Origin of the sequence: Maribellus sediminis (assembly GCF_011799805.1) — a bacterium.
Classification (GTDB): domain Bacteria; phylum Bacteroidota; class Bacteroidia; order Bacteroidales; family Prolixibacteraceae; genus Draconibacterium; species Draconibacterium sediminis_A.
In genome coordinates this window covers 98,634-112,117 of sequence record NZ_WXUB01000005.1, presented here as the reverse complement: position 1 = coordinate 112,117, position 13,484 = coordinate 98,634, and the positions used below count along the sequence as shown (strand labels likewise).

The following is a 13,484-nucleotide window of genomic DNA, read 5'->3' as shown; positions in this document are numbered from 1 at the left end:
GATGCGAAAACTACGAAATATAGAACTTAACCGTTTATCGGTAGAAGAATTCAAACAAACAGAGAAAACTCCCCTCGTTGTTGTGCTGGATAATATCAGGAGTTGCAATAATATCGGCTCGGTATTCCGAACTTCGGACGCTTTGTTGATTGAAAAGATCTACTTGTGTGGCATTACAGCTACACCACCCAATAATGAAATCAGGAAAACCGCACTCGACGCCGAAAAATCGGTTGCCTGGGAATATTTCGAACATACCGAAGAAGTGGTTACTAAACTCCAAAATGAGGGCTTTAAAGTGTACGCCATCGAGCAGGTGCACAACAGCATTATGCTCCCCGATTTTCAGCCTGAAACCGATGAAAAAGTTGCACTGGTTTTTGGCAACGAAGTGAAAGGTGTTAAGCAATCAGTAGTAAACCTTTGTGATGGAAGCATTGAAATTCCGCAATACGGCACCAAGCATTCCTTTAATATTTCGGTAAGTGCCGGCATTGTATTGTGGGATATTTTTCAGAAGCTGAGGCAGGTGTAGATTTGACCCTCTTTCAATTCAATAAAATTCCTTATTTTTATTGAAAATCAAACTTTATGAATGCCCCATTTAACATGCCCGAAGAGTTTCTGCATTACATCTGGGAGAACAGGTTATTCCATTCCGCAGATTTAAAAACCGACTCCGGCGAGAAACTGGTGATTATCGATCAGGGGAAACGTAACATTGACGCAGGTCCCGACTTTTTTAACGCCAAAGTGAAGATCGGGGAAACAATCTGGGCCGGCAACATCGAGATTCATCAAAAAGCTTCAGACTGGCAAAAACACGGTCATCAGAAAGATAAAGCTTACGACAATGTCATTCTGCATGTAGTTGAAGTGCTGGATACGGGAGTAAGCAGGACTGATGGTAACCCAATTCCTACACTGCAAATTGAATATCCTGAAAAACTCGCGGCCAACTATCAACATCTGCTCAATGCACAAACGTGGATTCCCTGTGAAGACCAGTTTCATAAAATCGATCCTGTTCTGTTGCAACTCGGTTTCAACCGTTTAATGATTGATCGACTGGAAAGTAAAACCGGGGAAATACTAAGTAAGCTGGAACAAAACAACAACGACTGGAATGAAACTTTTTACCAGGTGCTGGCCCGTTATCTGGGTTTTAAAGTGAATGCCCTGCCATTTGAGTTACTGGCCAAATCGTTACCAATTAGCATTCTTGCCAAACACAAAAACAACCAGTTTCAGCTTGAAGCCTTGATGTTTGGAAACTCAGGCCTACTAAATATTCAGCTTTTGGGCGACGATTATTACATCCGCCTTCGCGAAGAGTATTCCTTTCTGTATAAAAAATACAAACTGAAGCCTATTGAAGGTCACCTGTGGAAATTCCTGCGCCTGCGGCCGGTAAATTTTCCAACCGTGCGAATTGCGCAACTGGCTGCCATTGTTCACGGTTCGGAAGCACTATTCTCAAAAATACTGGAAGTCGACAATCTTAAAACACTGTTGGGGTTGTTCAAAGTAAAAGCTTCGGATTACTGGGATACGCACTACAATTTCAACAAATCTTCAAAAAGAAAAGTAACCAAGGAAGTGGGCAACACTTCGGCTCAGCTACTGATTATCAATGTGGTTATTCCGTTCCTCTTTGTTTATGGCGAACGACAAAATAAAACGGCCTTAAAAAACCGTGCTCTTGATTTTCTGGAACAGCTTCCGGCTGAAAAGAATTCGATTATTGAAAAATGGTCCGGACTTGGGATTCATGCACGTTCGGCCTTCGAATCACAGGCTTTACTTCAGCTTAAAAACAATTACTGTGAAACAAAAAAATGCTTAAATTGCCAAATAGGTGCAAAGTTGCTTACTTCGTAAAAACAAATAAAAACTATGAACACAACTGGCCAGCATTTCAATAAATTTCAGGAAGCATCGAGCCGAACCCTAAAAGTGGGTATCGGGTTGCTGGTTTCCATCCTGGCCATTGGAACCTCTGGTTACCACTTCATCGAAAACCTAAACTTTCTCGACAGTATTTACATGACCGTGATTACCATTGCAACGGTTGGATTCAGGGAAGTGGATCACCCGCTTAGCGACAACGGAAAGTGGTTTACGATTGGATTGATAATAACCAGCTTAGGAAGTTTGGCGTATGTTGGTGCAAACATGGCACGATTTGTTTTTGACGGAGAATTGGCGAATTACATAAAAACGTACAGGGTGGACAAAAAAATTGAAAAACTAAAAGACCACGTAATCATTGTAGGTTACGGCAGAAATGGCGAACAGGCCGCGATGGAACTGCAGGAAAACGGTGTTGAATTTGTGATTCTCGACAAGCGTGATAATGTAATTTCGCGTGTGCGTGAGAATCCAAACCTCCTTTACATTAAAGGCGATGCAACGCACGAAGATGTGCTGGAACAGGCCGGTGTGAACCGTGCCCGGGCACTTATTGCCACTACTCCCAACGACGCTGATAACGTTTTTGTGGTACTTACTGCACGCAGTATGAATCCGGGGCTGACGGTAATCAGCCGTGCTTCGGAGCTCGAAAGTCAGATGAAACTGAAGCGTGCCGGCGCCACCAACGTTATTATGCCCGAACGCATTGGCGGACAACGCATGGCCAAACTTGTGCATCAGCCCGATGTTGTAGAATTTATCGAATACATTCTGTTACAAAAAACCAATGATGTGAGCCTCGAAGAAGTTTCGTGCAAAAGCCTGGCTCAGCGTTTTGTTGGCAAATCGATCGGAGAACTGAAAGTGCGCGAAAAAACAGGTGCCAATATCGTGGGGATCAAAATCAGTGGCGCCCGTTATGTTTTTAATCCCGATCCGCAAATGATCCTCTCGCGAAACGACCAGTTGTTTGTGCTGGGTAATCGCGAACAGGTTTCGAAACTTAAGGAAGTAATGGAATCGGATTCGTAAAAGACCGGGTGTTTTCATCCACCTTTAGCAGAAATAGAAAAGGCTGTCAAATTAAATTGACAGCCTTTTTTATAATTTTCAGTAATCTTCGATTATACCATTGGATATTTCTTAAAAATACTTTCCGAGTGCATCAGAATGTCAACGTATTGGGCACGCTGGTAGGCAAACGGATCTTTCATGTTTTTGCGCGAAAGCTTGCCTCTGAAATCGTCCAGTGATTTGTAGCCTTTGTCGTCCATCCATTTATTCAAATCCATCAGGATATCGGAAATAACAGAAGGCGAATTGCGGTAAATGGTGCTTACCATCTGCACCACATCGGCTCCGGCAAGGATCATTTTAACAACATCGTTGGCATCGTAAATCCCACGACTGATACAAATGCTGCCTTCCAGGTTACCATGCAGCAAGCCGGCAAAACGCAAGCCTACCATATGGTCTTTCGGGTTGCTCAATTCCCACGGATAGTGGTACTCTTCTTTTTCAATATCGATTTCAGGCTGAAAGAAGCGGTTGAACAAAACGTAGGCATCGGCACCGGCTTCATCTATCTTTTTAATAAAATTCAGTGGATTGGTGTAAAACAAACTCATCTTCACACTCACCGGAATTTTTACGGCTTTTTTCACCGCCTTAACAATCTGAACTTGTTTTTCCTCGATCGACTCACCTGTAACTTCGAAATAACCGGGAACAGCATAGAGGTTCAATTCCAAACCTGCAACTCCTGTTTTTTCGAGCTCTTTTGCATATTCTACCCAGGTGGGTTCGTAAATGGCATTAAGGCTGGCAAAAACCGGTACATCAACACTTTTCACCAGTTTCTCCACATTGTATAAATGTTCTTTTGGCCCGGCATGTTCCAGTCCGGGAAAAAGACTTGTCATTTCGGCATTGCGGTTTTCATATTCCGAAAGCATTTCGTCCATCTGCAAATTCTCGAGTTGAATTTGTTCTTCGAATAGCGAACGGTAAACAATTGCGCCGATTCCGGCTTCTTCGATTTGCTTAATAACGTCGGGTTTCGAAACCAGGTTGCTGGCTCCAAGGATGAGTGGGTTCTTTAACTGAACTCCCATGTAGGTTGTTGATAGATTTGCCATAGTGTATTGTTTTTTAGTGATTATGATTTTCTTCTAGTTTAACTGAAATTAGAGTTTTTTGTTCAAGAATGAAAATAAAATCTAACATTAGTTTCCACATTGGTTGTTAAAGTTTCCTCGCTCTGCTCGGAATGACAAGGTTTGTGAGGGACAAGCAGGCAGGGGAATGTTGGGCGGTTGTGCCCCCCAACATTCCCCTGCCTGCCCATGATTCGGGAACCATTTGTCATTCTGAGTGTATCCGTCAGTCGACGGAGGAGCGAAAGAATCTTCTTTAATCGCGCTCGGTTATGAATTGAGCTTACTTCGCTTTGTTACCTTTAGCAGAATTAACATATTATAAAACACTACACCACCCCACCCCGAAACTTTGGGGTACCCCTCCTGGAAGGCTACCCTTTATACACATCTTTGGGAGGTTCTGCTCCATTTTCGTCCGGAACAATTGTTCAGCTTCGATCAGCCTTCTTCGCCGGACGAGGTACATCATGCTATTTTAACCCAGGCCGCCGTAATTCTTTGAATTACTTTGGCCTGGGCTAAAATACAACGCACTTTCAGTGCTTTTTTTAAAATCTCAAAAGCAAGTTTTGCCAATTGTAGGGCTGAAAGTCCTTAATCATTCAGCCCCGGGCAGAACGACCCCGAACATTCGGGGCGGGAGGTGGTATTCTCTCCTGACTTTTATTTTTCATCCTGTTAGATGAATGATCCGATCCATTGTTGCATTCGACAAGTCTCTCATAAAAAAACCACCTGCCTCACGACAGATGGTCTTTTCAAAAATATGTTTGTCTCCATCCCCTTTAGGGGACCGGGGAGTCTAAAGCAAACTCAATGTAACGGTTAAACCGGCCATTACAACCGACACCATGGTCATCAGTTTGATAAGGATGTTTAACGATGGGCCGGAAGTATCTTTGAAAGGATCGCCAACGGTATCGCCAACCACACCTGCTTTGTGTGCTTCGCTGCCTTTACCGCCAAAGTTTCCTTTTTCAATGTATTTCTTCGCGTTGTCCCATGCTCCTCCGGCGTTGTTCATAAAAACAGCCAGGGTGAAACCTGCAGTTAATCCACCGGCCAACAGACCAATAACACCTGCAACGCCCATTGATGCACCAACTACAATAGGAACGATAATCGCTACCAACGAAGGCAGCAACATTTCGCGCTGTGCACCTTTTGTTGAAATTTCAACACATTTTGCATATTCAGGTGTACCTGTACCTTCCAGGATACCTTTGATCTCGCGGAACTGACGACGAACCTCATCAACCATAGCACCGGCTGCACGGCCCACTGCTTTCATTGTTAAAGCACTAAACAAAAAGGCCATCATCGATCCAAGGAACAAACCACCAAGGAACAATGGGTTAAAGAGTGTAATATCGTACGAAGCGGCAAGGTCTTTAACAGAAGCCGTAGAAATTTTCACCGCCTTCATTCCGTCGTGAACGGCCGGAGCCACATCGTTATAAAAAATGTATTCGCCTTTGGTGATAAAGCCTTCGCCACCTTTGGCAATTTTACCAAACCACAGACGAACTTCTTCCATATAAGCCGAAATAAGCGCCATAGCAGTAAGTGCAGCCGAACCAATGGCAAAACCTTTTCCGGTTGCAGCAGTGGTATTTCCAAGCATATCCAAAGCATCGGTACGTTCGCGAACTTCAGGATCTAGTTCCGACATTTCGGCGTTACCACCTGCGTTGTCGGCAATCGGTCCAAAAGCATCGGTTGCCAACGTAATACCCAAAGTAGATAACATACCTACAGCGGCAAATCCAATTCCGTAAACACCCATTGCAAATTCGTTGGCACCACCGGCTGCCCAAAAAGCACCCATAATACCCAAAACGATGGTTACTACCGGAATCCAGGTTGAACTCATACCCACAGCAATACCGTCGATGATGGTTGTTGCAGGGCCTTGTTGTGCCTGATTGGCAATCCCTTTTGTTGGGCCGTATTCATCAGAAGTATAATATTCGGTTGCCTGACCAATGATTACACCGGCAGCCAAACCAATAACAACAGCACCAAAAACACCCCAGGTAATCCATCCTGCGAAAGCAAGACCTACCAGGGCCAGAAGAATAAGTACCGAGCTACCTCCGGTTCCCAGAAGCAGGGCATTCAGCAAGTTCTTTTGTGTAGCCGATTCTTTGGTACGAACCATGTAAATACCAACAATCGAAAGTATAATACCGAGTGCAGCCACAATCATCGGGGCAGTAACGGCCTGAACCGCATTAATGCCTGTTTTCTCCAACGCAATCGCCGGAAGTGCAGCACCCAAAGCAGCAGTTGCCAGGATTGAACCTGCATACGATTCGTAAAGGTCGGCACCCATACCAGCCACATCACCTACGTTATCACCTACGTTATCGGCAATGGTAGCAGGGTTACGCGGATCGTCTTCAGGAATACCGGCTTCAACTTTACCAACAAGGTCGGCACCAACGTCGGCAGCTTTGGTATAAATACCACCACCAACACGTGCAAACAAAGCCTGGGTAGAAGCACCCATACCAAAGGTTAACATGGTTGTAGTAATTTCAACCAGTTTTTGAGCCTCAGTTGTTCCCGCATGCACAAAATCGAGCCCAAGGAAATGAACTCCGTTTACCATGTGAGCGGGTGTAAAAACTACCTCGCTCAAAAACAGGTACCAGGCTGCAATATCGAGAAGTGCAAAACCAACAACTACCATTCCCATCACGGCACCACTACGGAAAGCTACCTGCAAGCCTTTGTTTAACGACTGCGAAGCACCGTGTGCGGTACGTGCCGATGCAAAGGTTGCGGTTTTCATTCCGAGGTAACCACACAAACCAGAGAAGAAACCTCCGGTAATAAATGCGATCGGAACAAACGGGTTTTGAACTTTAAAAAATGCCATAATGGCCAGTAGTATAAACAGAACCACAAACACGATTCCAACTACTTTGTACTGGCGTTTCAGATAAGCCATTGCACCATCGCGAACGTATTGCGCAATCTCTTTCATGCGGTCAGTACCTTCCGAATTTTTCATCATCGATTTGAAGAAAATCCAGGCAAACACCAACGCCAGAATCGAGGCAATTGGCACTATAATAAAAATACTGCTCATAAGATGTTGAATTTTAGTGTAACCTCAGTTACGGTTTAGATTTATTGAATTTAATATTTCTCTCTGGTTTCGTTTCGGTTTAAAATTCTTCGAGTAAACAAAGATAAATTTATTGCTGAATTACAATAATCTGCCCGACCTATTTCACAACACTTTGTGCATTTGTTAACACACCCACACTCAGTTTATTGAGATATGCAGCCTTATATAAATTGGGTCTAAATTATAGGCTTTAAACTTCGGGGTGCCGGGGGCAAATTTGCAGTTTCTCCGGGTTACTTCTGATTATTAGGCGTGCTACGGGCTGTACGTTGTAGTTGCCGGTTTGTTGCCGGGTTTCACAGGCGCTTTACCGGGGCTTTCTCCGGCAGCCCGTAAAGCACCGTTCAACCATCGGCCCCAAAACAGCAAGCTGCCACTTCCATCCCTGCCCGAGACACTGCTACAAAGCAAATCCCGTAATCGCGTAACGGGCTAAAGCCCGGGTATTATTGGGTTCGTTGCACCTCCCCCGGCATAAATGCCGGGATTATTCAATTCATGTCTTCAGTGGCTTTTGATTAACCCCGGACTTCAGCCCGGAGATTTGGATGACCTTACGTATAATCGGGCTTTAGCCCCTGCTACCGCGCGAATCCTTTCGTGTGGTGTTTTGTTTTACCACGCGATACAATCGCGCGGTAGCATGGCAAAATTCATACTGTTAATTAGCCGAATCAATCATTTTTATAATTATCTTCGGTGGAAACTAAAATTCAAACTTTTACTAATGAACTTACTCCCTCCTTTAACAATCAAAATAATTGTAAATCCCCAATGAGAGTGTATACCCACGGCTACATAGCGAATATGAATAATGTTCCAGCTTGCACACACTTTCGAGTTCAGTAAAAACTCTGAATCCCGCTAGCGTGGATTACTTGAATAATGATACATTTTTAAATAACAAAAATATGGACAAAAGACTAGCAAGAATTGAAGTATTTGTGATAATCACGATGATATTCTCGTTACTGAGTATTTTTTTACATCTAGCTTCCTTCTCCGGATCTAATGAGAATATTGAAAAAGAAAAAATTTCAAAAGAAATGCCTCCTGACATAAATACTGACTCTCTAAATAAAATTATAAATGAGATAAAAATTGACTGGAACAGTTCGGATTGGAACAAACTTCATGACATATTTGGAGAGTATGCAAAAGCTCAAATAAGGATCAAGGATATAGAACAAGAATTTCCAAAACTTAAATCGGCCACTGGAAATATAATGTCCACTGCATATTCTCATTATGAGTACAGGGGATTTGAAGAAGACGCAGACTGGTTCAGCTTCTACTTCAAATGTATGTTTGATAATGGGAAGGGAACAATAAAACTTTCAACAAGAACCGTAAATGAAAAAACAGAACTTACTGGAATAAATATAAATCTTGATGAAATATAAAATTCTCCGTTTTACTGCCGCGAATCTTTTAGCGGGGTGTTTCTGTTTTACCACGCGATGCAATCGCGCGGGAGCGTAACGGGCTAAAGCCCGGGTATTATTGGGTTCGTCGCACCTCCCCCGGCATAAATGCCGGGATTATTCAATTCATGTCTTCAGTGGCTTTTGATTAACCCCGGTCTTCAGACCGGGGATGTGGATGATCCTACGTATAATCGGGCTTTAGCCCTTGCGCCACGCAAATTATCATGCATCTCATAACAAACAAAGACCTTGATGGTAAGAAAAACCGTCAAGGCCTTTTTCTAATTAAGGCTGTACTTCAATACGTCTGATTTGAAGTAAAAAGAATCAAACTTGTACCTCAGAGAATCAACTTTGAAGCAAAAAGAGTCAAATTAGTTTCCCGGAGAATCAAGCGAGAACCTCAGAGAAACAAATTAGTATCTAAAAGCTTCAACAGGGTACCTCAAAGGCTCAACTTTGAAGCAAAAAGCATCAAATTAGTTTCTCTGAGCATCAAATTTGAATGTTTGAGGTGGGGAGGGGTACTTCCGAAGTGGGGAGGGGTACCTCTGAAGTACCCCCTTAAGGCCGCCAACAACTTAAAAACATGCGATTTAGATCCAATTCAATTGTTTTTATGTTTACTTTTATGGCAATAGCCTTTCGAATAAAAACCATGAATAACCAAATACAATGAAAGCAACTCTTGCAAAAATCAAATACCAAACAGGCCTTATTATATCCGATAAAACAAAGCATTACAATAAGTTACACAAGTGATGCCTAAAAAGATATATGTTACAGTGTAATATACTTGTACGTTACCAACCATATTGAATAAATGATACGCACAGAATATATCGAAACTATGGATGGACAAAAAAGTCTTCGATTAAGAAGATTTTTAAGAGAAATGCACTTTGTAATAAAACAAGAGCCTAAGACAAAAAAGTCCTTGAAAAAGGAGAACAAGATACATTTTAGGAAAGCAATTAAAAAACAACTTCAGAAAAATAAAAGAAGAGCATATAGAGGCGATATAATTCTACAGATAGACTATTATACAACAGAAAATAATCCTCCACCACTACAAACACTTTCCAAAAACTATCTTGATTTATTGCATAAACCAATGCCCGAGATTGATAATCTTGTAGGAATTCTATTTAAAGACGATAGTCAAATAAAAATATTAATAGCAAATTATCATCTGAATGAGTATGGTGATAATAATCCCCAAATAAGAATAAATACAAGTACTCTCAAATCGTTTTACGAAGATATCTCTTTGGCTTATCGAATTATTAGAAATGACTTTAGTGATAAAGATTATTCTAATAATTACAAATTTGAAGAATATTTAAAAGATGAAGATTTAGACGATAATACTGATGTGTACCATGATTACAATGACTTATTAAAGAACCAAGCCAAGATTAAAGAAACATTTGGAGAACAATATTTTTTAGCACGCGAGTTTCTTTATAAAAAGGAAATTCAAGAACGCTACCTAAGCTTTAACCGAATCAATATTTATGATTTAGTCCATTTATTTCAATCAGAGTTTCCTGATAACAGAAAATACAAAGACGATAAGCGTTTTGTAAAAATTTGGGATTCGACAAAGAATTATGTTTTCTTAGCTTCTGATTACTTCGATTTAGGTAAAGCTCCCTCAGATGAGGGTGACTCAAAAATTTTAAAAGCACAACTGAGAGAACAGCTGAATGAATTTAAAAAGAAAAAGCCTGCTCTTTTCCCATTCCTAGTTCCATTGAGTATCATTGTCCTGTTTGTGCCTCCAAAACAAAATGTAGTTGATTTAGATAATCTTGCTCGAAATTATATTGTACCATTCATAAATGAAATTTTAAGACCTCCTGCTACACATTCGAAAGTAATGACGGACTTCTCATTTTTTAAGCAGGACTCAGAAATCCATCAAAAGTATCATCCAAATTCGCTCACAAATTATCAAATACTCCAACTTCCCAGACAGGACAATTCACCAGAAAATGGAGAAATAAAATTTGTGCTGACAAATGGTGACACGATATATAAAAATGTAAGAAATACAGTTGATGACATAATTAGAAAATGGGAATGAAAAAAAATACGGTTGGTAACAAATTGTATATGGCAGGCGGGGGTTTTAGCGGTCTGACAAGTCAGACCTCGTGCCCACTTTCCTGCGGGTCTGACAGGATTTCTTTTCGAAATCCCGCCCGACCACATACAAGTGACCGTTAACTGCAAGTTTAAAAAAAGACCAAAATGCAAATTGAGAGAATTGAGAATCAACTAAAAAAATCTGAAGTCACAGAACATGTGATTAATATTTTAAAAGCAACACTATCAACAGTTCCTTTTGCTGGTGGACTCGCTTCTTTGATTTCAGATTATATTCCGTCTCAAAGACAAATTAGACTCGAAGAATTTGCCGAAAATATAGCTAATGATTTATTGACTCTAAAAGATAAAATAAATGAAAGCTACATTAAGACTGACGAGTTTGCATTTATTTTCGAAAAATGCTTTAAAGGAGCAGTTGAAAATTACCAAAAGGAGAAAATCATTGCGTTTAAAGCAATCTTAATTAACTCGTTGATAGAATTTGATATTACTCAAACAGAGAAAGAGTATTACTTAAACTTGGTTGAAAACTTGTCGACTTTGCATATTCAAATTTTATCGTTCATGGCATTTCCTCATGAATATTTGAAACTTAATGAACTTCCTGAATCATGTATAAATGGTGGATTTAGCAATTTTTTCCCAAGTGTAATTCCCTATGTTTCAATTGAGACAATAAAAATCGCTTTTAAAGATTTGCATGACTATGGATTTCTAAATACTGATAGCGGAATATTTGGGACAATGACCGCAAGTCAAGGATGGAATTTACTTGGAGACAGAGTTTCTAAAAATGGAAGAAAATTCATTGACTTTATAACCCTAAATTATTAGGTATATGAGAAGCAATTTTGCAAGTTTTATTATAGAAATTGTGGGGGCTTTTGTTGTTTGGGCTTTTAAAGGATTTAAAGGTAGTCTATCTGAAGAAATGTCTGGTCCATTTGAATCAAATAGGAAAACTTTGAGAAATGCTTTGATTTCTTTCGCAATTCTATTTCTAATTATTGCAATTGCATACAAATTTCAAGACAAGAAAACTAAAGAGCCTAATAAAAACGTGTATGAAATAATAATAGAAAAATGAAAAACCAGCAGTTAACACGGTACATATTGCAGGGCGGGGTTCGGTGGTACGCAAACTGCGTCCCGAGACTTCGGGATCGTTTCGCAGTTCCGTGTCCGCCAGAAGGCGGACAGGAACGCCCGCCTGAACGGACGGGCAGGCTCTCTCCCGAGTCCTCGGGACCCCGACAACATGTACCAACCGTTAGCAGCAAAAATATAATCGCATTTAATGAAAGTTAGTTTATTATTAATCGGAATACTGTTTTATATAAATTGTAGTGCATGTAGATGCCCAAAAGAAGAACGGGACAGTACTGTCCATAAAGCGATTCTCAATTCAGACTTAATTTTCATTGGAGAATTAATTTCATGCGAATACGATGACCCATTTGTTAAAGCTTATCAGTTCAAAATCAATGAATTTTTCAAAGGTGACTACCAGCGAGATACAATTAATGGATGCATAACAGGAATGTGCTCCGAAATTCCTAGAGAACCTGGACTTTGGATAGTTTATGCATCACAAATAAATGATTCAACAATTGAAATAAACAATTGCAGTCCGACAATTTCTCTGACAAGAACAAATATCGTGATTCCGCCACCTTCAATATTTACTGAGTTTAAAAACCAAACTTCAGACTCATTAAAAGTGAAGATATATACACTTGAAAGAAAAATTGATGGGTTAAATTATTGGTTGTCTGACTTAGAAAAACTTCGAAAATATAAGAGAGATCACAATATAATAATCGAAACAAGAAATGAAAACAGACAAATTTATTTGATAACATTTCTCGCTTTAATGAATTTAGTTTTACTGACAATCGTATTTATAAAAATAAGAAAATAATGTCAGCGCTAACACAGTACATATTGCAGGGCGGGGTTTGGTGGTACGCCAACTGCGCCCCGAGGCTTCGGGATCGTTTCGCCTGGTGTTTAGTTTAACCACGCGATGCAATCGCGCGAGAGTGAGGCTGTAAAACCTATGCATAGTCGATTAATAAAACCGACAGTTAACATATCGCACTACTACAAGCCTTTTTCCACTGCTAAACCCGTAAATTAGTATTTTAACACCCTGCAGCTTCGAACGATTCTTGCTTACTCGCTGTTATTAAAATATAAGGAACCGAAATAGAAATCTGATGGCAAAATTATTCTTACTCAATCCCGATTTTATCGATAAAAAGCGCGAAGACAACATCCGTTACTTTTGTCCGCATGCCGCACAAATGCTGGGTGTACTAAACTATTACCCCAGGTTGAAGGAACTGCTCGAAGTGGTTTATATCAATTTTGAACGTCCGCGTAAAGTGTTGGTCGACCTGATAGGCGAAGAAAACCAGAGTTGCCCCAACCTGGTGATTCCAAAATCGGAAGTCACTTCCGACGACGATCTCAGCTATTTTGATTCCTACGGCGAGTATTATTTTCAGAATAACGAGGAACTGATCTACCGCTACCTCTTGGAAAAATACGGGATTGGGATACCTCACTAGATAAAGTAGTGAGTAGTGAATCTTAAGTAGTGAGATTTGAAAACGCTGCAATAAATAGCTAACATTTTAAGTTTTTCCACAAAACAAAACGTAGCCTGCTTCGGTACTCCGGGTTTCCGACGACACTGGTAGTGTCAAATATTTATAGTCCGGAGTC

At 40.7% G+C, this 13,484-nt stretch carries 11 protein-coding genes; 9 read left to right on the top strand and 2 right to left on the bottom strand.

Annotated elements, in window-relative coordinates; translation table 11 throughout:
* The first annotated feature begins 1 nt into the window (after position 1).
* Genes HFD85_RS17900 through HFD85_RS17890 form a run of 3 tightly spaced genes read left to right on the top strand, consistent with a single transcriptional unit; the run spans position 2 to position 2,946 of the window.
* A complete protein-coding gene (locus HFD85_RS17900) occupies positions 2–535 on the top strand; it encodes an RNA methyltransferase (protein ID WP_167613014.1) in 534 nt (177 codons plus the stop codon).
* 56 nt (positions 536–591) lie between these two features.
* Positions 592–1,881 carry a DUF2851 family protein gene (locus HFD85_RS17895; protein WP_206082018.1) on the top strand — a complete coding sequence of 430 codons (1,290 nt, stop codon included), beginning with the start codon at positions 592–594 and terminating at the stop codon, positions 1,879–1,881.
* 15 nt (positions 1,882–1,896) lie between these two features.
* Positions 1,897–2,946 carry a potassium channel family protein gene (locus HFD85_RS17890; RefSeq protein WP_167613012.1) on the top strand — a complete coding sequence of 350 codons (1,050 nt, stop codon included), beginning with the start codon at positions 1,897–1,899 and terminating at the stop codon, positions 2,944–2,946.
* 92 nt (positions 2,947–3,038) lie between these two features.
* Here HFD85_RS17890 and HFD85_RS17885 read toward each other — a convergent pair whose 3' ends face one another.
* On the bottom strand, positions 3,039–4,052 hold the full coding sequence (locus tag HFD85_RS17885) for a dihydroorotate dehydrogenase-like protein (protein ID WP_167613010.1): 1,014 nt from the start codon (positions 4,050–4,052) through the stop codon (positions 3,039–3,041).
* 823 nt (positions 4,053–4,875) lie between these two features.
* Positions 4,876–7,170 carry a sodium-translocating pyrophosphatase gene (locus HFD85_RS17880; protein ID WP_167613008.1) on the bottom strand — a complete coding sequence of 765 codons (2,295 nt, stop codon included), beginning with the start codon at positions 7,168–7,170 and terminating at the stop codon, positions 4,876–4,878.
* Between the two features lie 953 nt (positions 7,171–8,123).
* On the opposite strand from HFD85_RS17880, the gene HFD85_RS17875 reads away from it, so the two are divergent.
* The 6 genes from HFD85_RS17875 (at position 8,124) to HFD85_RS17850 (ending at position 13,327) form a co-directional block, all read left to right on the top strand.
* A complete protein-coding gene (locus HFD85_RS17875) occupies positions 8,124–8,615 on the top strand; it encodes a hypothetical protein (protein ID WP_167613005.1) in 492 nt (163 codons plus the stop codon).
* Positions 8,616–9,462: 847 nt separating this feature from the next.
* Positions 9,463–10,728, top strand: coding sequence for a RusA family crossover junction endodeoxyribonuclease (locus HFD85_RS17870; RefSeq protein ID WP_167613003.1), 1,266 nt, complete (start codon positions 9,463–9,465; stop codon positions 10,726–10,728).
* A gap of 167 nt (positions 10,729–10,895) precedes the next feature.
* Entirely contained in the window at positions 10,896–11,588 is a 693-nt protein-coding gene (locus tag HFD85_RS17865) for a hypothetical protein (RefSeq protein ID WP_167613001.1), read from the top strand.
* 4 nt (positions 11,589–11,592) lie between these two features.
* Positions 11,593–11,841 (top strand): hypothetical protein, encoded by a 249-nt coding sequence (locus HFD85_RS17860; RefSeq protein WP_167612999.1) that lies wholly within the window; start codon positions 11,593–11,595, stop codon positions 11,839–11,841.
* Positions 11,842–12,051: 210 nt separating this feature from the next.
* Complete coding sequence (locus HFD85_RS17855; protein WP_167612997.1) at positions 12,052–12,675, top strand: hypothetical protein; 624 nt, start codon at positions 12,052–12,054, stop codon at positions 12,673–12,675.
* 298 nt (positions 12,676–12,973) lie between these two features.
* Positions 12,974–13,327, top strand: coding sequence for a DUF3088 family protein (locus tag HFD85_RS17850; protein WP_167612995.1), 354 nt, complete (start codon positions 12,974–12,976; stop codon positions 13,325–13,327).
* Positions 13,328–13,484: the final 157 nt, after the last annotated feature.